Source organism: Waterburya agarophytonicola KI4, assembly GCF_020640915.1.
Lineage (GTDB): Bacteria > Cyanobacteriota > Cyanobacteriia > Cyanobacteriales > Xenococcaceae > Waterburya > Waterburya agarophytonicola.
Genome location: NZ_JADWDC010000023.1, coordinates 13,090 through 38,818, shown reverse-complemented (window position 1 = coordinate 38,818; position 25,729 = coordinate 13,090). Strand labels below are relative to the sequence as shown.

General features: G+C 39.2%; 20 protein-coding genes. 14 read left to right on the top strand and 6 right to left on the bottom strand.

Features of this window, described 5'->3' with window-relative positions; genetic code table 11:
* Positions 1–115 precede the first annotated feature (115 nt).
* The 9 genes from I4641_RS10985 (at position 116) to I4641_RS10945 (ending at position 12,908) form a co-directional block, all read left to right on the top strand.
* Complete coding sequence (locus I4641_RS10985; RefSeq protein ID WP_369426768.1) at positions 116–436, top strand: hypothetical protein; 321 nt, start codon at positions 116–118, stop codon at positions 434–436.
* Positions 437–529: 93 nt separating this feature from the next.
* Positions 530–1,069, top strand: coding sequence for a GIY-YIG nuclease family protein (locus I4641_RS10980; protein WP_229640565.1), 540 nt, complete (start codon positions 530–532; stop codon positions 1,067–1,069).
* Positions 1,070–1,172: 103 nt separating this feature from the next.
* Positions 1,173–2,918 (top strand): serine/threonine-protein kinase, encoded by a 1,746-nt coding sequence (locus I4641_RS10975; protein ID WP_229640564.1) that lies wholly within the window; start codon positions 1,173–1,175, stop codon positions 2,916–2,918.
* A 124-nt stretch (positions 2,919–3,042) separates the two neighbouring features.
* On the top strand, positions 3,043–4,290 hold the full coding sequence (locus I4641_RS10970) for a response regulator (protein WP_229640563.1): 1,248 nt from the start codon (positions 3,043–3,045) through the stop codon (positions 4,288–4,290).
* Between the two features lie 93 nt (positions 4,291–4,383).
* Positions 4,384–4,746, top strand: a complete 363-nt coding sequence (locus I4641_RS10965; RefSeq protein ID WP_229640562.1) for a response regulator transcription factor — start codon at positions 4,384–4,386, stop codon at positions 4,744–4,746.
* Positions 4,747–4,752: 6 nt separating this feature from the next.
* Positions 4,753–5,292: a chemotaxis protein CheW gene (locus I4641_RS10960; protein WP_229640561.1), complete on the top strand. Its 540-nt coding sequence runs from the start codon at positions 4,753–4,755 to the stop codon at positions 5,290–5,292.
* 115 nt (positions 5,293–5,407) lie between these two features.
* Positions 5,408–7,501 carry a methyl-accepting chemotaxis protein gene (locus I4641_RS10955; protein WP_229640560.1) on the top strand — a complete coding sequence of 698 codons (2,094 nt, stop codon included), beginning with the start codon at positions 5,408–5,410 and terminating at the stop codon, positions 7,499–7,501.
* An 83-nt stretch (positions 7,502–7,584) separates the two neighbouring features.
* On the top strand, positions 7,585–9,837 hold the full coding sequence (locus I4641_RS10950) for a PhnD/SsuA/transferrin family substrate-binding protein (protein ID WP_229640559.1): 2,253 nt from the start codon (positions 7,585–7,587) through the stop codon (positions 9,835–9,837).
* A gap of 35 nt (positions 9,838–9,872) precedes the next feature.
* A complete protein-coding gene (locus tag I4641_RS10945) occupies positions 9,873–12,908 on the top strand; it encodes a hybrid sensor histidine kinase/response regulator (protein ID WP_229640558.1) in 3,036 nt (1,011 codons plus the stop codon).
* Here the strand turns inward: I4641_RS10945 and I4641_RS10940 are convergent.
* From I4641_RS10940 to I4641_RS10915, 6 genes are all read right to left on the bottom strand, one after another.
* Complete coding sequence (locus tag I4641_RS10940) at positions 12,905–13,369, bottom strand: hypothetical protein (protein WP_229640557.1); 465 nt, start codon at positions 13,367–13,369, stop codon at positions 12,905–12,907. The two genes, I4641_RS10945 and I4641_RS10940, sit on opposite strands and share 4 nt — an antisense overlap.
* A 35-nt stretch (positions 13,370–13,404) precedes the next feature.
* Entirely contained in the window at positions 13,405–14,844 is a 1,440-nt protein-coding gene (locus I4641_RS10935; RefSeq protein ID WP_229640556.1) for a MotA/TolQ/ExbB proton channel family protein, read from the bottom strand.
* A gap of 402 nt (positions 14,845–15,246) precedes the next feature.
* Positions 15,247–16,149: an ACP S-malonyltransferase gene (fabD, locus tag I4641_RS10930; RefSeq protein ID WP_229640555.1), complete on the bottom strand. Its 903-nt coding sequence runs from the start codon at positions 16,147–16,149 to the stop codon at positions 15,247–15,249.
* 187 nt (positions 16,150–16,336) lie between these two features.
* Positions 16,337–17,491 (bottom strand): CO2 hydration protein, encoded by a 1,155-nt coding sequence (locus I4641_RS10925; RefSeq protein ID WP_229640554.1) that lies wholly within the window; start codon positions 17,489–17,491, stop codon positions 16,337–16,339.
* A gap of 78 nt (positions 17,492–17,569) precedes the next feature.
* Entirely contained in the window at positions 17,570–19,021 is a 1,452-nt protein-coding gene (locus I4641_RS10920) for an NADH-quinone oxidoreductase subunit M (protein ID WP_229640553.1), read from the bottom strand.
* 89 nt (positions 19,022–19,110) lie between these two features.
* Positions 19,111–21,009 (bottom strand): NAD(P)H-quinone oxidoreductase subunit F, encoded by a 1,899-nt coding sequence (locus tag I4641_RS10915; protein WP_229640552.1) that lies wholly within the window; start codon positions 21,007–21,009, stop codon positions 19,111–19,113.
* Positions 21,010–21,974: 965 nt separating this feature from the next.
* Here I4641_RS10915 and I4641_RS10910 point away from each other — a divergent pair.
* The 5 genes from I4641_RS10910 to ccmM all read left to right on the top strand — a co-directional run bounded on the left by I4641_RS10910 (position 21,975) and on the right by ccmM (position 25,644).
* Positions 21,975–22,283 (top strand): carbon dioxide-concentrating mechanism protein CcmK, encoded by a 309-nt coding sequence (locus I4641_RS10910; protein WP_229640551.1) that lies wholly within the window; start codon positions 21,975–21,977, stop codon positions 22,281–22,283.
* A gap of 116 nt (positions 22,284–22,399) precedes the next feature.
* Positions 22,400–22,711, top strand: a complete 312-nt coding sequence (locus I4641_RS10905) for a carbon dioxide-concentrating mechanism protein CcmK (protein WP_019504424.1) — start codon at positions 22,400–22,402, stop codon at positions 22,709–22,711.
* Between the two features lie 59 nt (positions 22,712–22,770).
* Positions 22,771–23,109 carry a carbon dioxide-concentrating mechanism protein CcmK gene (locus tag I4641_RS10900; protein WP_229640550.1) on the top strand — a complete coding sequence of 113 codons (339 nt, stop codon included), beginning with the start codon at positions 22,771–22,773 and terminating at the stop codon, positions 23,107–23,109.
* A gap of 22 nt (positions 23,110–23,131) precedes the next feature.
* Positions 23,132–23,440: a beta-carboxysome shell vertex protein CcmL gene (gene ccmL / locus I4641_RS10895; protein WP_229640549.1), complete on the top strand. Its 309-nt coding sequence runs from the start codon at positions 23,132–23,134 to the stop codon at positions 23,438–23,440.
* 104 nt (positions 23,441–23,544) lie between these two features.
* Positions 23,545–25,644, top strand: a complete 2,100-nt coding sequence (ccmM, locus tag I4641_RS10890; RefSeq protein ID WP_229640548.1) for a beta-carboxysome scaffolding protein CcmM — start codon at positions 23,545–23,547, stop codon at positions 25,642–25,644.
* Positions 25,645–25,729 lie beyond the last annotated feature (85 nt).

Here is a 25,729-nt window from a genome sequence, read left to right as displayed (position 1 = left end):
GAGTAACTAAAAAAAGGTCAATTACGAAAGATTAACCACGGATAAATTAATCAGAAATGTCTGATACTATTTCACTTAGTCCTTTTATATTATCGATATATTATCGATGTCCAAAATGGGTTTACGAATAGTCAAAAATTTTGATACTAGCTTTGCTCTTGACACCAACGCTCACGAAATCTTATTTCGATTGTTGACAAATAAGACTTTTACCGACCAAATTAGCCAAAGATTGCACGAAACCGAGATCGTATTTACCGATCTATTATTTCAACCAGTACCCTACAGCCAGCACACTCCTAAAGGAATGCCCCGGGAGTTCGAGCAATATCATAACTCCGAGGGATACATTATTATTAACGTGCCACCAAATTTCATGTTTCAAGCCAAGATTTTTAAACCAAGCCGTCTCTGCGCTATATATCGCAAGGTTTAACCACCGTTATTGATTGAATTTATAAATACAGTTAGTAAAGCTGTTGATAGCTATTAGTTTTTAGTAGTTAATTATAGTTAAAAGTAATTTTTTATGTCTGCCCAAATTGAAATATCTCCACTTTCTAGTTTGGAATATTTGCCATACTTAGATGAGGCTGGGTGCATCGCAGAAGATACCCAGGGAAAAATTGGTGTATATGCCATATTCGATCAAGAACAAGAAATGCAGTATGTGGGCTATTCTCGCGATGTTTATCTCAGCCTCAAACAACATCTAATTCGTAAACCACAAAACTGTTACTGGATCAAAATACAAACTATTACTCGTCCCAGTCGTCAAATCTTAGAAGATATTGCAGCAGCTTGGATTGCCGAAAATGGCTCGACTCCCCCAGGAAATGACAGCGAAAGCTCTATTTGGACTGAAGCAATTGATGCCAATCCTGCTATGACAGAAGAAGAAAAGGCACAGTACAATAATAGCGATGAATTAGGACAAATTAAAATACGTAAGAAGGTAGCTAGACGAGTTGAAGCAGATATTCAACAACAACTAAGCGATCGCGGAGTTACGATGAATATTCGTTTTAATCCCAAACTAAAAGAAAAAGGTCTATTAAACTTAAAGTAAACGCGATATCTAGATCGTAAAAGTATAGAAGAGTAATAAAATTTACTCTTGCTTGCTAGCCGAGTTGTTTCTAGATCGATACCTACTCTTTATACAATTAAGTATGAAAGCCGTACTATTAAACAACCGCTATCGGATTCTCCAAACTTTGGGTCGAGGTGGATTTGGTGAAACCTATCTCACCGAAGATACTCATATGCCTTCGGGACGAAAATGCGTCCTCAAACAACTAAAACCCGTTGTTAAAAATCCCAAAACTCCTTTATGGATAAAAGAACGGTTTCAGCGAGAAGCAGCAATTTTAGAGGAGTTAGGGCAAGGTAGCGATCAAATTCCTCGTCTTTATGCTTATTTTTCCGAAGATGACAAGTTTTATCTGGTTCAAGAGTGGATCGAAGGTTTAACTTTAGACCAGTATTGGGAGAAAGAGGGCAACCTACATCGGGATGAAGTTAAGGAAATCTTGTTGCAATTATTACCCGTATTAGATTATGTCCACAGTCGTCGTATTATTCACCGCGATATAAAACCAGAAAATATTATTCTGCGCCAAGGGGATAACTTACCCTTTCTGATCGATTTTGGCGCCGTCAAGGAAGCGATCGCCACGGAAATTAGCGAAGATTCTGGTAGCAGCTATTCTGCTTCTATTGGTACTCCTGGCTATATGTCTTCCGAACAAGCCGCGGGTCGTCCCATCTATTCTAGCGATCTTTATAGTTTGGGCTTGACGGCAATTTTTCTACTGACGGGCAAATCTCCCCACGAATTGGAAACCAATCCCCGCGACGGAGAAATAATCTGGCTCGAACACGCTCATAATCTCGATCGCGAATTAACCCAAATAATCGATCGCTCAATACGGTTTCATCCCCGCGATCGCTTCAGCACTGCTCAAGAAATGTTGTCTGCCCTTCTTAATGGAGCAAAAGGAAGCGACGGCACAAAATCCACGGGAATAACCCTAAATGTTGCTCCTGGGGGCAATTCTAACAAAAGCTATAGTGCCAAAAGCGATCGCTACAATACTATTGGTATTAATTCCAAAAAAGCCAACCAGCCTAAAAAACGTAGTTTATTAACCAATCTCAGTCTGTTTGTTCTTATTGCGATCGCCGTAGCAGGAGGAACTTTTGCAGCAGGCTTTGCCATAATTTCTAGTATATTGCGCTCTCCACAATCTCCAACTCAACAAGCAGAGATTAAACCCACACCTAGTCGCCCTGATATCTTTGTCAACCCAGAAATAAACCCAGAAAAACCTAAAGCCAACACTGAAAAAGAAAAACCTGGCAAAGAAGAAAATTTCCAGAAAGCCGAGAAAATTCTCACGAATATTAGAGAAAAAGCCGAACAATTACCCGCAAAAAACGCAAAACAGCCAGAGGGAGATAATAAAACGCCTAAAACTCTCACTAAAATTGATGTCGACTCAAGATCTGAAATCAACATTCCGATCTTGACCACAGGAATATCTGAAAGCCAACTAGTCAGCACCCTAGGCAAACCCAACTCAGAAAGAAAAGGCTTCCGACCCGACAGCCGAGTTTTGGTTTACTATGATGTAGTTCCAGATCGGGTGAATCTGAGTTATGAATCAGATAATACAGGGAAAATTCGTCAAACAGACGTAGTTTTAGATTCATCCGTTAGTTTAGGAACAATGCAACAAACTTTAGCCAAAATGTTGGGCGGAGATACTTCTGCTGATATTAAAGACAAGTTGCGTAGTGTTTATAATCGTCAAACCAACTTTAGTTTTTTTAAAGTCGATAATCTCGAAGGAAAAGTTCAACGAGATAGCAAAGATCGAGTTAGTATTTCTGTTTGGGAAAGAGGTTTTCAATAGTATTTTGCATAATTACCCTTGAAATTAAACATTTATTCTTTAAATTGATATAAATAACCCAAATGTTAATTTGAGATAGCTATCTGGGAAATATAAGCTTATTAAGTTGATTTTAATTCTTTATATGAAAACAACTGAAAGGCTTCGTCCGACAGAATTACTGTCTCAATTAGCTAAAGCAAATAGTTGTGGCTGTCTTGAGATTGAGAGTGAATTATTAGTTTCTTGGAAAATTTATTTACATCAGGGGGAAATACAGTACGTTTATTCTTCCATACAACTACTAGACCAATTAAAATATCATCTACATTATTTTCAATACAAGCAAGCCATCGCTGCGTTGAAACAAGTACCTCCATCTTTACTACAAGTAGAATCATCAATCAAAGATAAATCTGATCCACCCAAGATATATGGCAAAGTTATTTCTTGGCTATTAAAGGAACAGCATTTAGATCTATCCCAAACTCTAAAATTGATCCAAAATATCACCAAGGATGAAATACAATCTTGTCTTTGGTTACAAAATTTTACTTCCTCATGGCGGGATGGAGATTCTCTTCCTATTTGGATTCCAGTCCAAATCAGAGATTCTTTGTTTTGGAACGTAGCAGAATGTTTGAATGAAAATCAAGCAAAGCTGAAACAATGGCAAAACTGTAGTCAAGAACTACTTTCGGTTTATCAGCGTCCTTATTTTCCACCCAGTTGGCAAAACAAGCCTATGCCAGTCTCTGGCTCTCTCAATCATAAGACTCTCGTGGAATTAACCCAAGTGTTGACAGGACGTACTAGCATTCGTCAACTATCAATACTCCTCAAAAAAGATGAGTTACAGGTAGCACAAATTTTATCTCCCTATATTGATGAGAAGATGATTTATTTACATCATCCTCCATCACCTTTAGATCGATTACCCCATATTCCTCGAAATATTCTACAGTCGCCACTTGATGTTAATCGCGATCGCCAAATAACCCAAAGTAATTCTTCTAAGACATCAGTCAAAACTTGGAAAATAGTCTGTATTGATGATAGTCCTACTATCCTGAGTGAAATTAAACGTTTTCTCGATGGAGAGAAATTTGAAATTACAGCTATAGATGACCCCGTACAGGCTGTATCTAAAATTTTCACCATTAAACCAGACTTAATTTTACTAGATATTACTATGCCGAGAATTAATGGCTATAAGCTATGTGGGCTATTAAGAAGTAGTGGTAAATGCGATCTCACTCCCATTATTATGGTGACGGGAAACACAGGCTTAATTGATAAAGCTAGGGCAAAAATATCTGGGGCAACGGACTATTTTCCCAAACCATTTACCAAAGAAGGTTTAAATAATATAGTTGCCAAACATCTCCAGTAAATTTACTTTTAATAATTGTATTAATAGTAACTCAAATTTATACGCCGAGATAAATTTTATCTACAAATAGTAATAAGCAAAAAACCAAAAATCATGAAGACTATTCTTGTTGTTGACGATACCAAATCCCAGTTAGATATGATGGCAAACTATTTGACTAAAGCTGGCTACAGTATTATTCTTGCTAATAACGGAGAAGATGCGATCGCCTTGGCAATAGAAAAAAAACCCGATCTGATTGTTACCGATTGGATGATGCCTAAAATGGGTGGCTTAGATGTATGTCGCAAGTTGAAAAAGAATCCTGAAACAGAGAATATTCCCGTGGTTGCTTGTACGGCAAAAGATCGAGATGTCGATCGGATGTGGGCAATGAAACAAGGAGTAAAAGCCTATGTCACCAAACCCTGTACCCAAGATGAATTGGTGAATGCAGTCGAAGGAGTAATTAATTAAGTATTGATGACCAACAATAATACTACGGCTGATAGTGCAGCTTCAAGAGTACAAGCCGATCTTCAAGGGCTATTTAAAAGTAACCTAGCCCCTGGAAAGGCTTATATTAAATTCCAATTAACATCAGAAGTAGCAGCTTTTCTATCAATGGATCAGGTACAAGAATCGATGATTGTTGAGACAGAACAAGTTACTACTTTGCCTGGAATGCCCAAGTCTACCATTGGCATGATAAGTTCGCGAGATCGGGTATTTTGTGTTTTCGATTTAGCTCAGTTGTTAAATTTATCTTCTAACCTAGTTAATCCTCGACAATATCAGATTATTGTCTTGCAAACTACTGATGAAATGCCAATTTATTTAGGTCTTGCTGTATCTAACTTGCAAGGAATTGTTCGTTTTCAGGCAAAAGAAATTCAACCAGCTACTGCAACTGTTTATTCCGCAATTGCACCTTTTATTTCTGGTGTAATTACGAAACAAACAACTAGCTTTCCGATCTTAAAACTTGAATATATTTTACAAACCATTCGAGAAATTTCCTAATATTGTTTTTGTTTATTTAGTAAAGAGAAAACTTAAACTTACATCGTATTAATTACTTATGGTTCTACTTCCTTGCCCAGCAGCAAATATTCGCTAAAATAACCGACTTAGATCTATGAAATTATCATTGTTTAAAAGCTTACAGTTCCGTTTGCCTTTTCTGGTTTTATTGGGAGTCATTCCCACAACAATCATTGCGATCGCTTTTGCTAATTCTAATGCTAGTAAGATTATTCGCCAAGAAACCCAAGAAAATTTAGCTTTGAAAGCAGAGGCTCTAGACGAAAACGTATCTAGATGGACGCAAATGAATATTTTATCTCTTAAAAATTTAACTTTGCAACCTGGTGTTCGTAGCCTCGATCCTCAACAACAAAAACCTATTTTGGAAACAGTTACTGATACCTACGAGTATATTTATTTAGCTCATACTGCCGATCTAAATGGCTTAAACATAGCTCGTAGCGATGATAAACCTGCTAATAATTACTCAACTAGACTCTGGTTAAAAGAGGTAAAAGCAGGTAACAAAATGTTTTTACAAACTTTGATTGGCAAAACTAGCAAAAAGCCAACTCTGTGTCTAGCCGCACCGATTAATAAACAAACAACTTTATCTGCCGTAGCTGTTATTTGCAGTGTATTAGAAGAACTAACTCAACAAATTGGGGCGGTTAAATTTGGTAAAACTGGCTATGGTTTTATTGTCGATGAACAAGGTCGTATTTTGGGTCATCCCGATCCTAATTTGACTTCTGGCGATGAATTAACTGACTACAGTAATTATCCTCCTGTAGCTAATTTACTTTCAGGAGAAGAAGGCAGCTTTCCTTTTCAAGACGAATCGGGAATAGAATGGATATCTCATGGCAACCGTCTTGATAATGGTTGGGGAGTATTTATCTTGCAACAAAAATCTGAAGCTTTTCTTCAAGAAAAAGAATTCCAGCATTTAGCAACATTGATTGCAGGTGTTTCCATCTTAATGGTAGGTCTGCTAACTTGGTTCTTAGCTAGTCGTCTGACAAAACCCATTAGTAAAATTACCGCAGCAGCCACCAATTTTGCTGAAGGTAATCTTGACCAAAAAGTCGAACTTTCCCAAGACGATGAAATTGGTATTTTGGCAGATTCTTTTAACACGATGGCTCAACAACTACAAGAGTCCATTATCAAAATTGAAAGTAAAGCAGAAGAGCAAAGTCAGGAAAAAAGAAAGTTGGAAGAAGCAATTTATACTCTGCTTGATGAAGTTTCTGATGCCACCGATGGAGATTTAACAGTTCGGGCAAACTTAGATTCGATGGAATTAAGTACCGTCGCCGATTTATTTAATGCCATTATTGATAACCTACAAGATATTGCCATCGAAGCCAAGGAATCATCTAGTCTAGTAGGTTCTTCTCTCCAGCAAAATGAACTAGCTATCCGTTTATTAGCCGAACAAGCGATCGATGAAGCTAAAGAAACTCGTGATACCTTGATGTCTGTAGAACAAATGTCTCAATCGATTCAAGCTGTATCGGAGAATGCCAGCCAAGCCGAAAAAATTACTGATGATACTTACAATACAATTGTCAACAGTACCAAGAATATGGATTTGACTGTAGCTAGTATTTTGGAATTGCGTTCTACTGTTGGTGAGACATCCAAGAAAATGAAGCGTTTGGGAGAATCTTCTCAGAAAATTTCTCAAGCAGTATCATTCATTGAAGAAATTGCACTCAGAACTAATGTATTGGCAATTAATGCCAGTGTGGAAGCTGGACGGGCGGGGGAATATGGTCAAGGCTTTACCATCGTAGCGGAACAGGTGGGGGCGTTGGCAGAACAATCAGCAGCAGCAACCAAAGAGATTGCCAATATTGTGGCAGCCATCCAAGCCGAAACCCAAGAAGTCAACCAAGCAATGGAATCAGGGACAACTCAGGTAGTAGAAACTACTCGCCTAGTCGAAAATACCAAGCAGGGTTTGAATTTGGTATTAGCCAAATCTCAAGAGGTCAATCGGTTGATGGGTTCTATTTCCCAAAGTACTATCTCTCAAGCAGACACGTCTCAGAATATTACCAAGCTAATGCAAAAAATTGCTACTTTGTCTGAAACAACATCCCAGTCTTCTGCTCAAGTAGCTCAGTCAATTGTAGAAACGGCAAAAGTTGCACAAAAGTTAGAGTCTACTGTAGGTCAATTTAAGGTTGCCGAATAAACTAATTATTAATGATAAATATTAATTATATTTTCCAGAAAATTTCCCTGATATTCCTTTGTTCATGATATGGAGTCTATATAATGAGTTTTAAAAATCTTCAACCAAAATTTTACCAAGCAACTAAAATATTGCTGAGCAAAACTAGGTCTCAAATATTATTAATTAGCTGTGGAAGTCTTATTCTACCCGCATTACTTGCCCCGTTAGCACCAATAAGTATCAAACAATTATTATTTACTAATTCAATATCGGCTGTAGCGCAAGCTCAACAATCATCTACAGTCAATTCGACTAAAACTATTTTGAAAATTGGGGTTCTAGCAAAAAGAGGCCCTGAAAAAGTTTTATCTCAATGGCAACCTTTGGCGGAATACCTTTCTAAGAACATTCCCGAATATTCATTTCAAATCGTACCCTTGAACTTTGAAGAAATCTATCAAGAAACAGAAGCAAAAAGTATAGATTTTATTATTGCTAACTCGGGAATGTATGTTGATTTTGAAGCAGAATATGGAGCAAATCGAATTGCTACTTTAAAAAATCTGAGATTGGGCAAACCCTATACTTCTTTCGGCGGTGTAATTTTAGTCAGAGCAGATCGTCAAGACATTAATACCTTAAAAGACCTAAAAGGTAAAACCTTTATGGCAGTTAACCAAACCTCTTTAGGTGGTTGGCAAATGGCTTGGGGAGTCTTGAAACAACAAGGAATTAAACCTGAAAAACATTTTAAAGAATTGAGTTTTGGAGATACTCATGATGCAGTAGTTGAAGCTGTTTTGGAAGGAAAAGTTGATGCGGGTACGGTGCGTACAGATACTTTAGAAAGAATGGCAGCAGAGGGAAAGATTAAACTCGAAGACTTTCGGATTATCAATCAACAACAAGATCCTAGTGGTCAATTCCCATTTGTTCATAGTACTCCTCTATATCCTGAGTGGCCGTTTGCTGTAGCCAAGGGTGTTCCTATAGAAATATCAGAAAAAGTCTCCGCTGCCTTGTTGAGTATGCCCAAAGATAGTCCTGCTGCGATTGCTGCTAAGTCGGAAGGGTGGACAATTCCCTTGAACTATCGTCCAGTACATGAATTATTTTTAGATCTTCAAATTGGTCCTTACGAAGAATTAGGAGTGATCACTGTTTCCCAGTTACTGCGTAGATTTTGGTATATTCCAACCCTGACATTTATTGGTTTGGTCGGAACAATCCTTTACTTTCAACAACGCACTTTAGCTCAAAGACAGAAAAGCGAAGCTGCTTTGGCTGAATTAAATATATCCTTAGAAGAAAGTAATAAATCCTTAGAAGTAAAAGCCGAAGAACAACGTCAAGAAAAAGAAAAGTTGGAAGAAGCAATTTATACGCTTTTGGATGAAGTTTCTGATGCTACCGATGGAGATCTGACAGTTAGGGCGAATTTAGATTCATTAGAACTCAGTACAGTTGCCGATTTATTCAATGCAATTATTAGTAGCCTACAAGAGATTGCAATTGAAGCCAAGCAGTCGTCTGGACAAGTAGGGTCTTCTCTCAAACAAAGTGAAGTAGAAATTTTGGCTTTAGCCGAACAGGCTATTGTTGAAGCTCAAGAAACTCGTAATACTTTGATTTCGGTAGAACAAATGTCGCAATCGATTCAGGTAGTTGCCAAAAATGCCAATCGAGCAGAACAAATTGCTAACGATACTTATATAACGGCTGTGGAAAGTAGTAGCAATATGGACTTGACCGTAAATAGTATTTTAAATCTGAGAACTACAGTTAAAGAAACAGCCAATAAAATGAAGCGTCTGGGGGAATCTTCCTTACAAATATCGCAAATAGTTTCCTTTATTGAAGAAATTGCCTTGAAAACTAACGTTTTAGCCATTAATGCTAGTGCTGAAGCAGATCGTGCAGGAGAATATGGACAAGGATTTATCATCATTGCCGAACAAGTAGGAACATTAGCAAAACAGTCTACCTCAGCTATTCAACAAATTGCCAATATTGCTACAACAATCCAGCATGAGACTCAAGAAGTAAGCAATGTGATGGAATCTGGAAATACCGAAGTAGTTGAATCTGCTCGTCTAGTGAAAGCTAGTAAAGAAAGTTTGAATAAAGTGCTAGAAAAGTCACAAGCAATCAATCAATTAATGGAATCCATCTCAAAAGCAACAATATCTCAAGCAAATACTTCCCAAGATGTAAGTAACCTAATGCAGAAAATAGCGAGTCTATCGGAAAATACTTCTGAATCTTCCAAAAAAGTCGCACAATCGATTGTTGCCACGGCTGAAGTAGCTCAAAAACTTGAATCTACTGTAGCTCAATTTAAAGTAGCCGAATAAATCAATTGTTAATTATTAATTATTAATTAAGCAGCATGGATACAGAACAACAGATTCGCTTAAATTTTCTGGATGAGGCGGTCGAATATTTCGATCTGATGGAGTCTAATCTCCTGGGGTTTGCGAATAGTGCGATCGAGTCTCAGAAAGTAGACCTTATTTTGCGCTCTGCTCACTCAATTAAGGGAGGAGCAGGAATGATGAGCTTTAATACTTTGAGTCAAGTGGCTCATCGTACAGAAGATTTCTTGAAAATTTTGCGAGTCCGCTATGTTGGAGAGAGTATTGAGACAGAAGTAGAAACATTATTATTACAAAGTGTCGATCACTTGCGTCAGATTGCCAGTCTGCACCGTCAAGGAAAGGAAGTTGTCGAGTCTGATATTAGTCAGCAGACTCAACCAATTTTTGACAAACTGCAAGAGTATTTGGGTGAATTGGAAACTGCCGATGAAAATGCTTTATTGTCACAAAATGAAGATTTCGATCCTGCCGTACTGATTTTTGAAGAAGGAGTTGATGGAGTTCTAGATAGCTTTGAAAGTCAATTATCAGAATTAGATATTACTGAGTTAACCGAAGCCTTAACTACCACTGCTCAAGAATTAGTTGGCTTTGGCATGATGGCAAGTCTCGATCCCTTCGTGCAACTTTGCGAATCGATTCAAGCCCAGGTGGCAAGTATATCTCCTGCTGAGATCAAATCTTTAGCAGAACAGGCTCTTAAAACCTGGAGGCGATCGCACGCATTGGTTTTGCGCGGTAGTATTGAAAGATTACCATCTAATCTTGAAGGTTATTCTGATCTAGATTTAGGCGAGGGCGATCGCCAGATTGAACCAGAAATTCCAGATGAGTTTGATCCCTTGGATGCTGATGCGATCGAACTAGGTGGTTTGCAATCGGCATTTGAGCTAAATATTGCCGACACGCAAGAGGAAGCAGAAGAAGAGTTCGATCCTTTAGATATGGATTCGATCGAACTAGGTAGTTTGCAGTCAGCATTTGAGTTAAATATTACCGACACACAAGAGGAAGCAGAAGCAGAGTTAGATCCTTTAGATGTCGATTCTTTAGATTTAAGTAGCTTACAATCCGCATTTGAGCTAGAAAGTTTTCCAGATACCCCTAATAAAATTAGATCGACAACAGAAGACTCGGCAACTGTTCCCAAATCAACTAAAGCACCATCTGTCGAACGATTAGAAAAGATGGTCAGAGTTCCGACCTCTCAACTAAAGCAGTTCAATACTCTATTTGAACAATTAGTTTTAAACCGTAATAGTATTAATTTGCGGTTAGAACAATTACAAAATGTGGTTTCTTTAATGAGTCAAAGAATGTCGCAAATGGAGCGTTCTAATACTCAACTGAAACAATGGTACGATCGCGCTTCTATTGAAGGTATATTGAGCGAAAAAGACCAGCTAGCCTTAACTTCAGTCAATTCCTCAACCCAGCAAAGCGATCGCTTTGATAGCTTAGAAATGGATCGCTACAGCGATATTCATTTAATTTGCCAAGAACAAATAGAAACTATCGTTCAGCTACAAGAAGTGGCAACGGATATTGAGCTTGGAGTACAAGAAGTAAATCAATCAGTAAGAGATCTTCATTACACTACTAAGTCGATGCAGGGTAACGTTACACGAACTCAAATGTTACCTTTTGCTGATGCGGTTAAGCGTTGTCCGAGAATTATTCGCGACCTCAATCTTCAGTTTGGCAAACAAGTAAATCTAAAAATTTTGGGAGATAGAACTCTTTTAGATCGTTCCGTAATCGAAGCTCTGAGCGATCCTTTGATGCACCTATTAAGGAATTCTTTCGACCATGGTATTGAAGATTCAGAAACTCGCCTCAAAAATGGCAAATCAGAATCAGGAACAATTACCATACAAGCCAAAAATCTGGGGACTTACAGTGTAATTACGTTAAGTGATGATGGGGGTGGTATTAATTTAGACAAGATTCGCGATCGCGTCTGTCAAATGGGACTTACCCCCGAAGAGGTGGCACAAATACCCGACACCGAGCTACTCGACTTTATCTTTGAGCCTGGATTTAGTACGGCACAACAAGTTACAGAACTATCTGGTAGAGGAGTTGGGATGGATGTGGTCAAGACCAACTTGGAAGAAGTTCGCGGTGATATTCGAGTAGATACACAACCAGGTAAAGGTACGACTTTTATTCTGCGAATTCCTTTTTCTTTATCTATTTTGCGAGTAGCAATTGTCGAACAAGGTGGTATAGTTTTTGCTTTGCCTGCCAATAATATTAGAGAATTAATCTCTTGTCCTCCAGAAGAAATATTGGCAGAAGATAATCATCAAAATATAGCCTGGAACTTCACGTCTATTCCCTTAGTGGAAATAGACAAAATTCTGCTTTATCGTCGTTCTCACAATGGTATTAGCTTGACTGGTAATCCTACTATTAACCAAATAATGACCTTAGTCGTGGGAGACGATCGCTCTTTTGCTGCATTGAAAATAAATCGTTTTTGGGACGAACAAGAATTGACTACTAGGTCTATTGATAGTCCTATTCCTCTGCCTCCTGGAATAATTAGTTCGGTAGTACTTGGCGATGGGACAGTAATTCCTCTAATCGATCCGATGGTATTAGTTGGTCAAAAAAATAATAATGGTGTCAATAGCGATCGCGCTGATTTGAATTCGCCGAAAATCAATATTTCTGCGATCGAGACTATTCTAGTCGTAGATGATTCGATCAATGTCCGTCGCTATCTCAGTATGACTCTAGAAAAAGCTGGTTATCGAGTGGAACAGGCAAAAGATGGTCGAGAGGCAGTAGATAAGCTGCTGGCTGGACTTATAGTACAGGCTGTTATTTGTGATGTAGAAATGCCCAGATTAGATGGTTATGGGGTGTTAGAAGAGATTAAAGAGCGATCGGAATTCGCCGATCTTCCTATTGCTATGTTGACTTCTCGTAGCAATGAAAAACACCGTAAGTTAGCAATGAACTTGGGCGCGTCAGCCTACTTTTCTAAACCTTACAACGAGCAACAGCTACTAGATAAGCTAGGAGAAATGTTGAATTAAGATTCAATCTTCAGTTCTAAACCAAATTCCAATGGCTCGTAGCCAATATCTATTCCTTCTCCTTTGACTAGGTTTCTAAGTTTGTTAAACATCTCTAAACCATCAGGACGCAAAATAACGATTAGATACTCTTTATCTTTGTTTGCTTTTAAATTGGCAATCATTTTTCTGAAGGAAGATTCCTTGTCATAAAAATCTGCCCTAGGAGCAAATTCTTTATCGGGATAAAGCACAAAACCATCTTCACGACATTCAATATATAAGGGAGTTTTGGTCTTATTTGCTCCCTTACCATCTTCATCTACTTTAGCTACTACCACTGCTTCTTGAGGTTCTAAAGCTTGAGTAGTCATGACAACGATCAATAAAATAAGTGTACCAATGGTACAGGCTAAAACAGAGAGAAACGGAAATAGTTCAACCTCTGTTTGCCTTTTACGATGCATATTACGCCGAGACATATTGCAGTAATTTAATTAGTGGGCAACAGTGTTAATTAAGAATTTTGATGGTTATCTTGCTCGACTATAGTAATCCGACGGGGTTTGTTTAGTTGCTGCAAAATAGGCTGGAGTTGTGCCAAATTATCTTTAACTGCACTCAAGACATTTTCTAGTTGAGCCGTCTTTTCTAAAGAAGTAAAACTACGTTCTAACCCTTGTTGTATATGTTGAAAATCTGACATTTTTTGGGTGGCAATTTCTAAAGATCCGACTTTATTTTCCAGGACTCTAGCTGCGTTTTCTAGCTGTTGACCGATACCTTGAGTTTGGGCATTGAGGTCGTTGGCTGCCTCCATATTTTTACTTCTTATTTCTTCAATTACCGACCTGATTTGCTGGACTAATTCTTGATTTGCTTGTTGTTGTTGGGCGAAGAAATTGAGAAACTCTTGGCGATCGCGATTTGTTTGCTGTTTGATATCGTTAACTTGAGCAATTACCTGAGAACTAACATCCTGCACCTTACTGATTTCGGCAATAAAACCTGTAGATAAGCTTTTTGCTGCTTGTTGGGCGTAGCTGTGGGCTGGTTCGACTAAGTCTCGGGGATTGGGAAAATGTTCTTTAATTGCCCCTTCTATGGCTCGATCTATGGTAGCTGGATCTACCTGTCCGCTTTTTTTTCTGAGGCGGGGTAAGAGTTTATCGTTAACAAAGACATCGATACCTAACAATAGCTTGGATTCGTAGCGTTCGACTAATACTAAAGGAATCATCACCAAGACGCTAAGAAACAGGGCTAATAAAGTAGTATCAAAAGCCAAACCCAAGCTAGTGGTAACGTTCCCAATACCCCCTTTGATGGCTTCTACATCCCCCGAAGATTCTAATACCCCAGAAAAACCACTTACCGCCCCACTAATACCAATTACCGTACCGACAAAGCCTAGTAAAGGAATTGCCCAAACCAGAATGCGGGGTACAGCATAAGAAGATTCTGAAGCTGAGAGATAGAAAGAAGAATCATCTAAAGCAAATTCATTAGCAGTAGCGCGGTCCCCACTTTGAATATAAGCTTTGAGAATACGCCCGCAACGCAATGCAACTAAGTTACCGTCCTTGATTAATCTTTCCTGAAAATAAGCTACTTCGTGTGCATCGGGTCTATCTAAAGGAATATGATCGGCAATCCAGATCTTACCCAAAGCCTCGTATTCTGTTCTTAGAAGGAATATCTTTAAGCCTGTAAACGCAACTACTATTGCCGTCAGCGCAACTACAATAAACTGAACGAATTGAGCTTGTCCTTGATCGTATAATAATTTACCAATATAAGATTGTCTCAATCCTGGTATTATTCCAACAATCAGGTAAATAAGTAAAAAAATTGCTGCTGCGATCGCAAATAGCAATCGAGAATCTACTTCTAATTCTTGGCGTTTGGAATTTCGAGAACGAGGTTTTTTAGGTTTATTAGGTCTAAATTTGCTCATATTGATTTTAAAATTTTCAGTTATGATGGGTTGCGATCTTTTGCTCTAAGGGCTTCTGCTTGTCAGTAATAGCTCATCTGTTAGTCTCTAGTCAATCAATTATCTGAGATTTTACTTAGGGCGTGTAATTCTAACTAAATACGATGAGATTTTTATTTAAGCTTACGTGAAATATATAGGGTGACTAATCCCATATTGTATTTACCAAATTCAAGTAAAAATAAAGAATACGATAGACTCAAGAAGATCGATTTTTCAGTTAACTGAAAACTTTTCTAGCAGTTCTAACTTTAATGGGGTATTATCAAATGCCTTGGTTATTAGTTATTAGTTATTAGTTATTATTTAATAGGAATAAGGAATAAAAAATCAGCGTTTATTATTCCTTATAAAAGCTAAGACTTAGGGAGTCAAAACTAAGGTTTTAGTATCTAACTGTTCTAATGTACCGATTCTTTCCAACTCAATTTCGCGACAAGTTCGTTTGAGCAAACCGCACAACGCTTTTCCTGGGCCAACTTCAATAATATTAGTAATTTCTGCCTCAGAGAATTGCAACATGATTTCTCGCCAACGTACCGAGCCTGTCATCTGTCGAGCTAGTCTTTCTTTTAACTCTTTTTGGCTAGTTGCAGGAGTTGGTTCGACATTTGATAAGACGGGGGTTTTGGCATCATTAAATTCGACTCGATCTAATACTGTTAAGAATTGCTCTGCTGCCGATTGCATCAAAGGAGAATGAAACGCCCCAGAGACATTAAGCATCATTACTCGCTTGGCTTTGACTTTACCTACAACTTCTTCTACTGCTTCGGGAGTACCAGATATAACAACTTGTCCTTTGCTATTATCATTAGCCAAAACTACATTAGGGGTTTGGGCTAATACTTCGGTAAGTTCGTCGCGATCGAATTTCATGAGTGCAGCCATTTTTCCCCCAGCAGCACTATCCATTAATTCTGCTCTTTTTTTGACTAACTTTAGTCCCGACTCAAAATCAAATACTCTAGCTGCATACAAAGCGACGTATTCTCCCAGACTATGACCAGCTACTAACTGGGGTAAACCAGTCCGCTCTGCTAATAAGTCTACTAAAATCGATTCGATAACATATAAAGCAGGTTGAGTGTATAAGGTACGAGCTAAGGTTTTTTCGTCTCCTTGGCAAATATTTAATATAGACCAACCCAATATTTTTTCTGCGGTTTCAAATCTAGTTTTGGCAGTGGGAATATCTTGCAAATCTACCCCCATTCCGACGGTTTGAGAACCTTGTCCTGGAAATACCCATGCTGTCTTTGTCATTGATTAGAATTATATTTTTTTGTGTACTAAAGATTGCTGATACTATAAAAAAAAGGTTTTGGCGAGATATTTTAAGATTTTTTTAATAAACAGCTAATATCCAATTATCTCACTATTTTTACAAATTTGTGAAGAATTTGACTCTACTTTGCGATCGACAGAATCGAATTCTACTAAATTCAAATTATTAAGTTTGAGAAGCTGTGGTGCTATTGATTGCAATAACTTGGGATTCCAAAATACGATTGAGCCAACCCTTGAGATATTTGCGATTAGCAAACTGTTGTTCTGGGTCACTAGTACTTAAAGCGTGGGGTGCTAGTCCTTGGACAGCAGCAGTTGTAACGCAAAACATGGATTTTTGGAAGCTTTCGCAAATCTGAATTCTGAGATCTCCTTCTCCACGAATACTATTTTTCTGATAAAACTGACTTAGGTAGTCGGGTAAAAAATGACGCATATCCTGCATCAAGAGCGTGGGAGGAATGCCCGCACCGCCAATCGGTAGAGGATCGGCGTACAATGCTCCATAGTTAAACATCCCAGGATCGTAAGGAATTTCATAAGCCTGGGCGTTATAGGATACTGTACCCGTAAAAGGAGTGCCTCTAAAGAAGATAGCTTCTACATAGGGGACAGCGGTATCGGCTAGAAAAGTTAATTCTGCCGATTCGGGAAGGATCGCAAATTCTTGTTTTCCTACTTTTACTGTATAAGTAATTGGTCGGGTTGCATCTGCCACCAAACCATCTAAAATAAATTCAACTACGTCGGGGATACATTTAATTTCACCGTGATCGTAACTATCGGACAGATTGATAAATATATCGCTCATGACCCGCCAAAATTGTCCCAATCCGCTATAGTAAGACATTTGGCGCATTTGTTCGGGCAGAAAGTCTTTAAATACTTTGTGTAGCCCCAACATCAGAGGGTTGTATTTATAATAGGCTTCGATCAGCTTGTCCGTCTCGTCTGCAAATTTTGGGCTATCTAAATAAGCATCTAGACCGCCTCCACCATGCCAAAACATAGATTTCATACAGTATTCAGCATATTCGTAATTAATGCGATCGTGCCACAAAAACTGAGCAATCTTCTCGCTGTTTACTTCCCCATTAAAGTATTTAAAGAGAGGAAAAAGCTTGAGAAACTGAGTATTGGCAATGTAGCAAAGATTAACAGAATAGGCATCTAAAACAACGCCATAACTTTTAAGAATCCCCACAACTTCCAGAAGATTTTGCGGAGAATCATCTAGCAAAGCATCGCCTTTTTCTAATCTAGCAATGTATTCGTCAACTAAAAGAGATTTGGAACGTTTAACCGAAGTGCCAACCATTTACTTATTACTTATTACTTATTACTTACGAGCGAGCAGTTTGCTTTTGCGTCTTAACAAATCAATGAACTGCGATCTCTATCCCCCAGTTAACAGAGCGATCGCCTGTACTTCACTCCAATGAGTGACCCAATCTGGTTTAATGCCAAAAGCGACAATCAACAGCAGCAGTACAAAAGCAGGAGCATGTTCTTTCCATTGCACTGGGGGTAATTGGGCTAGATTTTCTGTCAGACGACCAAAAAAGACCTTATTAATTACTAATAAGAAGTAAACAGCCGTTAAACCAGTTCCCACCAAGCACATCAAGGTCGGAATCGGAAAAATCGGAAAGCTGCCTCTAAATACTAGAAATTCGGAAATAAAACCGACCATTCCTGGCAATCCAGAACTTGCCATGACTCCTAAAATCATCAATCCACCTGTAACGGGAAGTCCTCTTTCTGGATTGAGTAAACCTCGTAAGTAATCGACATCTCGCGAGCCTGTTTTTTGGTAAACCATTCCGACTAACAAAAAGAGAAAAGCTGAAATTAATCCGTGACTGACCATTTGAAACACCGCAGCCGTCATACTAAGACGAGTCGTAGCGGTTGCAGCCAATAGAATATATGCCATGTGGGCAATAGAAGAGTATGCCACCACTTTTTTCATATCCCTTTGAGCGATCGCGCAGGATGCTCCATACAAGGCACTGATTCCCGCCAAAACAGCCAACCACGGAGCAAGATAGACCCAACCTTCGAGGAACAAGCCTACACCAAAGCGCAGTAGAGCATATGTTCCTAGTTTTAATAGTACTCCCGCTAGCAAAACGGAAATGGGGGTAGAGGCTTCCACGTGAGCATCGGGTAGCCAAGTATGGAAAGGAAAGATGGGAATTTTGATAAAGACTCCAATCAAAAGAGGTGCGAGTAACCATAGTTGACTGGCTAAAGGAAGAGTATGCGATCGCAATATTTCATAATCAAAGGTAGTTTCTCCTGTCAGCCAAACTAATCCCAGAAAAGACGCCAATACCAAAATTCCCGATAGAGCAGTATAAAGTAAAAACTTCATTGCTGCATAACCTCTTCTTGTTCCTCCCCAAATAGCAATCAGGAAATATAAAGGAACGATTTCTAGCTCGTAAAACAAGAAAAAAAGCAATAAATCTTGAGCCAAAAATGCTCCTACAGCACCAGCGTTGAGCAAAAACAACATTGCATAATACAGTCGAGGTCTCTGAATGGTGGGGCTAGTAGCTAAAATGGCAATTAAAGTTAAAAGACTATTGAGCAAGATCAGAGGAAAAGAAAGACCATCTATTCCAACGTGGTAATTTAAACCAATCCATTCAATCCAAGCAACATCTTGGGCAAATTGAATACCTTGGTGTTGAAAATCAAACTGCAAGCAAACAAAGAGATTGATCGTCAATATAATTGCTGCGGTCAATATGGCAAAATTGCGGGGATTTTTTCCTGACAAGGGTGTCAAGCCAATAATGGCAGCACTCACAAAAGGAATAATAATTAAAGCACTGAGCATGATAAATGATTATCTTGGGGGATTTATCTTGGGGGATTTTATGAAATCGAAAAAATACTGTTTTTATAATTGAAATTTTATATTTATATTTATTGCATAAGTGAAGACCAATAATTGGTAACTATTGACCATTGACTATTGATCATCGACCACAACAATAAGCCCGTGCCAATTACGATAGTTGCAATATAAAACTGCAATTGTCCCGTAGTGTTGTATTTAAGAGCATTACTACTGAAGATGGTAGCGATACTTACCAAATTGACCGCACCATCAACTATGTAGCGATCTAGCCAAGAAGTAATTTTTGCTAAATTGGAAACCGCAGCAATAACAGTCACGTCATAAAGCTTTTCTATATAAAAGTCGTAGGCTAGCAAGTCTTGAATAAATCGAACACCAATATTGCTAGATCTTGCCCAAGCTTTACGCACTTTAATGGTCGAACCTATGATACAACCCAATGCCCCCGAAGCAATTAAAAGGGGAATAGAATACTGACTAACTAATTCGGGTTGTAACAAAGATAGAGGAGTATTGGGACTCAACCATAAAGGCCATTTTATGGGAGCAAAAGTAGTGATTAAAGTAACTACCATCAACGCCACCATCGGGACTGACATTTGCCAAGGTACTTCAGGAGCGCGACGGGTTTTAACCTGGGGCTGTCCGAGAAAGATGACTCTGAACAATCGAGTTAGGTTGATGGCAGAAAAAGTATTGACAAACATCACGATCGCAATCAGCCACCAACTGACATCCCAAGCCCCATTAAACCAACGCCGGTAAGTCCAAAACATCCCTAAAGGAGTAAATGCTAACAGTCCTGCCGATCCGACCAGAAAAGACAAGCTAGTTGCGGGCATTCTCGACCATAAACCGCCCATTTCCGTAACATTTTGATTGTTGGTGGTTAAGATAACTGACCCCGCACTCATGAAAAGTAAGGCTTTGGCGACCGCGTGAGAAAATAATAATAGAAAGGCAATATCAACCTGTCTCAATCCTACAGCAATAAAGACCAATCCCATATAGGCACTGGTGGAATGGGATAACGCTCGCTTAATATCTATTTGGGCGATCGCCATCAAAGACGTACCAATAGCTGTAATTGCACCTATTAAAATTAAGGCGTTAGCAGAAACAGGAGAAAGGGTAGTAGCTGGCTCTAATTTAATTAATACATAAGCCCCCGCAGAAACCACAATTGAGTTTCTCATAATTCCCGCTGGGTTAGGACCTTCCATCGCCTCATCCAACCAAAGATTAAGAGGAAACTGGGCGCATTTACCAATCGGCCCTGCAATTAGAGCTAAACCCAAAAAAGCAGCTGTAGTGGAATCTAACTGATGTCCCGATACCCAACTGTCCAACTGAGAAAAATTAAGTCCCTCCCCATAAGTAGAAAGAGCAACTATACCCATCAACAGGGCAATATCTCCTACTCTTTTTGTGAGAAAAGCATCTCTAGCAGCAGTAACTACCAAAGGTTGGGCATACCAAAAACCTACCAGAAGATAAGTAGATAAGGTTAAAGCTTCTAAAAGGCAATAGCTTAGTAATAACGAATCGCTCAAAGCCAATCCCGCCAAGGCTGCTTCAAAAAATCCCATTAAGGCGAAAAAGCGTGCTAATGACCAGTCTTTCTCCATATATCCCAGAGCATAGATTTGCACCAGCAAGCTAATCCCCGTTACCAACTGTAATGCTCCAAAACTTACTGGAGACAGCTCAATCGAAAGGGTGAGATCTAAATCTGCCACTTGCAACCAGTGAAACACAAACTGTTGCCCCTGTCTTGTCCAAACAAGATTAAAAATAATCGAGCCGTGAACAAACGCCAGCACGGTCATCAGTATGTTGATATATGCTGCTGGACGAGGTCCTGTCTTGCGGATTAATCCTAAAGACCAAGGTAAAGTGATTAATGCACCCACCAAGCTATATACGGGTATTATCCAGGAATAATTTACTAAAAAGTCAGTCATCAAAACTGTTTTGGAACTTACAACACCAATTTTTATATTTATTCAGTCATTAGCAATACAAGCTATCTTAAAATTTTTGATAGTCAAGCTAATTCTTATTTGATTGTTTTCTTAAAACCCCATCTTATCAGCTATGATGCACTCAAATCTTATTTAATTTCCCTCCATAAAATTAGAATATATGATAGGCAATGCCCAATAAAACTTGTTTTCAAGCTCAATCTTGACTATAGTTGGTTCGGTCTATTTTTTTGCGATCGCCTTATTGCTAAAATAATTTAATATATTTTGGAATTATTAATATCAGTTACTTTTTCTCGACTTTCACCCTCTTTACTGATAGTTAGGCTCAATGAAATATCGCCACAGAACATATTAAAAGTTTTTTTGGAGTATATATTTTTAGGAGAATATATGCTTACCTTGTTTGTCTGAGATCTTTACAAAATAAAGGTTATCACTGTAGGTAAACTTACTCAACTGAGTCAGGATGATTTCGTTACTTGACATACTACGAATCAAATACTTGAAAACGCCAAATTTGAGTATAAATAAATTATAAAAAGTAGTTATAAGCCCAATGTCAGTCTACTCATAGCGTAGTCGAGAACGTATGTTTGCCAACAGGTATTAATTCTTATTAACAATCAAATTAAAAAATATAATCATGTTTTATGTTGTCAAAGGAGTCAAGGTTATTTATGCTTGATAATGGATGGTAAATTAGCAAGTGCCAGACTTTATTTAGCCAAATTATTATGACATGGTTGTTAGCTCGACCATGAAAGGTAATTTTGGTCGAGATTAAGAAAACTCATAATTTAATATGAGCCTGGGAAATTGGCTTGTCGACTAGATATAAAGAGTTAATCAACGTAGCAAAGTAGCTCAGGTAAACAAATCTGTCATACCCTGCTTCTCTGCCCCAAGCGTTTTTATATTCGGTTTAAAGAGGAAAATAATAAATGTCGATTGCAGTCGGAATGATTGAAACCCTTGGTTTCCCCGCAGTAGTAGAAGCAGCAGACTCTATGGTCAAAGCTGCTCGCGTAACCTTAGTTGGATACGAAAAAATTGGCACGGGTCGCGTAACAGTAATTGTTCGTGGCGATGTTTCAGAAGTTCAAGCTTCTGTCGCAGCGGGAGTAGAGTCTGTCAAACGCGTCAATGGTGGAGAAGTATTATCCACCCACATTATTGCTCGTCCTCACGAAAACTTAGAATACGTTCTACCTATTCGTTATACCGAAGAAGTAGATCAATTTCGCTTTTAACTATTTAACTATTAGTTTCTAGCTCATAAGCTTATTGTCTCCAGTCTAAAAATCACACATCAGTCAATCAATTTAAAAATAGTTAGCTAGATCGCTAATTGTAAAGGAGTAAAAATATGTCAATTGCAGTCGGAATGATTGAAACCCTTGGTTTCCCTGCGGTAGTAGAAGCGGCAGATGCTATGGTAAAAGCAGCCCGCGTAACCTTAGTTGGATACGAAAAAATTGGCACGGGTCGCGTAACAGTAATCGTTCGTGGCGACGTTTCAGAAGTCCAAGCTTCTGTTGCTGCTGGTACAGAAAACGTCACTAGAGTAAACGGCGGACAGGTTCTTTCCACCCACATTATTGCTCGTCCTCACGAAAACTTAGAATACGTCCTACCCATTCGCTATACCGAAGAAGTAGAGCAGTTTCGCACCTATTAATAATTTTTTACTTAAAAATTATCAGTAACCAATTCAGTAGAAAATTCAGGAGTAAAAATATGTCAATTGCAGTCGGAATGATTGAAACCCTTGGTTTCCCTGCGGTAGTAGAAGCAGCAGATGCTATGGTAAAAGCAGCTCGCGTAACCTTAGTTGGATACGAAAAAATCGGCACAGGTCGCGTAACAGTAATCGTTCGCGGTGACGTTTCAGAAGTCCAAGCTTCCGTTGCTGCTGGGACAGAGAATGTTGCTAGAGTCAATGGCGGACAAGTTCTTTCTACTCACATTATTGCTCGTCCTCATGAGAACCTAGAATACGTCCTACCTATTCGCTATACCGAAGCTGTAGAACAATTTCGTGAGAGCGTAAATCCCCGCCCTTTAAGAAGACCATAAGTTTAGTTTAGGCAAGTATGGTATGCAAATAGCCCAAGTTCGCGGGACGGTAGTTAGCACTCATAAAGTGCCTAGCATGAGGGGAATAAAATTACTTCTTGTTCAATATATAGACGAAGAAGGACAATTGTTGCCTAAATATGAAGTAGCTGGAGATCTCATTGGTGCGGGTGTCAGTGAGTGGGTTCTAATTAGCCGAGGTAGTGCAGCGAGGATTGAGGTTGGTCAAGAGTCCAAACCGTTAGATGCTACAGTAGTGGGCATTATTGATACGGTCAACGTAGAGCGTAATGCTCTTTATAGCAAAAAAGAAGCCGAGCGTTTACTCTAACGTCAAGCCTAGCAAAAGCATACGCTACAAAAGTATCAAAAAGCATAGCCTAACGAAAATTGGTTTGGACAAATGATTGAGTTAATTTAGGAGGAATTTCAATAATGGTAGTCCGCACAAACGCGGCTCCCCCGACTCCGTGGTCGAGCGATCTTGCAACACCACAAGTAGACAGCACTGCTTACGTACATTCCTTTTCTAGATTGATTGGGGATGTCAGAGTAGGTGCAAATGTATTTATTGCTCCTGGTAGCTCAATTAGGGCTGATGAGGGAACGCCTTTCTACATTGGAGAAAGCAGCAATATTCAAGATGGGGTCGTAATTCACGGTCTGGAAAAAGGTCGAGTAGTCGGTGACGATAGTAAAGAGTATTCTGTCTGGATTGGCAACAATACTTGTATTACTCATATGGCACTGATACACGGTCCTGCTTATATTGGGGATGAATGCTTTATTGGTTTTCGCTCTACGGTATTCAATGCCAAGGTAGGAGATGGTTGCATTATCATGATGCACGCTCTGATTCAAGACGTGTCAATTCCTCCTGGCAAATACGTTCCTTCAGGAGCAGTAATTGTCAATCAGCAACAAGCGGAACGCTTACCAAATGTTATAGATAGCGATCGCTCTTTTGCCAATCATGTTGTGGAAATCAACGAAGCTCTTTTGGCTGGTTATCGTTGTGCGGATGATGATGCCTGTGTAAATCCCCAAGCTTACAAGGCTCGCGAACAAGATGAGGTGGATACGAGTCTGACTTCAGATGTCAATAATGAGAATGATTATATAAATTCAGTAGGGAATATGAGTTTAAGTTCAGATATTAGAACCCAAGTGCGATCGCTATTGGCGCAAGGCTGTATCATCAGCACCGAACACGCTAATCAACGTCGTTTTAAAACCAAATCCTGGCTTACTGGCGAGCGAATTGAAAGCCGGAATGAAGGCCATGTAACCGCAGAACTAGATTCTGTGTTACGCGAGTATCAGGGAGAATACGTCAGGCTAATTGGAGTCGATCCAAGAGCCAATCGTCGAGTTATCGAAATGATTATTCAACGACCTGAAGATACTCCAGGAGAAGGTTCAGTTAGAAACATAGCCAATCACAATCGCGGTCGCAATCGCAGTGGTAGAAGTCGTTCTAGCTCCGGTAACCATAGCAGTCGTGATGGTATCTTAGATGGTGATGTTGCAGCACAAATCAATAGCTTAGTCTCTCAAGGCTGTGGTATTGGTATCGAACGTGCCAGCAAACGTCGCTTTAAAACAAAGTCTTGGCTGACAGTAAAGCAAGTTGACGGCAGCAGTAGCAAGGTATTTGGCGCGATCGAACAGGCGATGGCTGAAAATCCCAACGAATACGTGCGTATCGTCGGCGTTGATAATAATGCCAAAAGAAGAATGGCAGAAATTATCGTCCAGCGTCCTGGAGAAAATCCCGTACAGGCTAAAAGGAATTGGAATTCTGGTGGTAGTAGTAGCAGTAACGGTGGTAGCAGATCTAGTTATGGCCGCAATGGTAATGGTGGCGGTTCTTTAGGGGCTGATGTTATTCAACAAATACGCTCTCTATTAGCTGCTGGTTTCAAAATTGGCTCAGAACATACTAGCAAACGACGTTTTAAAACTAAATCTTGGGAAACTTGTTCTCCCATTGAAAGCAATCGCGAATCTGAAGTTATTGCCGCTTTGGAAGATTGTTTGGCAGAACATTCTGGCGAGTACGTTCGTATGTTGGGTATCGATATCCAGGCTAAACGCAGAGTAGCAGAAACTATTATCCAACGACCTGGCAATAGTTCCAATGGTAAAATCAACGGAAATGGTAACGGTCACGGTAACAGAAATGTTAAGGATCGAGGCTACTTTGTAGCTGACTACACAAATGACGATAGCAAAAATGGTCGCGCTGCTCACTACAATGACTTCAGTCAAAGCCAACTCAGCGATGATGCGATTCAAGAAGTACGATCTTTATTAGCTGCTGGCTTCAAAATAGGCACAGAACATGCAGATAAAAGACGCTTTAAAACTAAATCGTGGAAAAGCTGCGCTACTATCGATAGTCGTCATGAGTTAGATGTAGTTGCTTCTTTGAAAGTTTGTTTGGCTGAACACAATGGCGAATACGTTCGCTTATTGGGAATCGACCCTAAAAGTAAAAGAAGAGTAGCTGAAACTATTATTCAGCGACCATAAGCTAGCACTTTAGAGGTTGCGCTCATCCCCTGGAGGACAAAGGAACGGTTGTTCGCCTGATGCTCTATTGTAGCTAGGAGTTGCA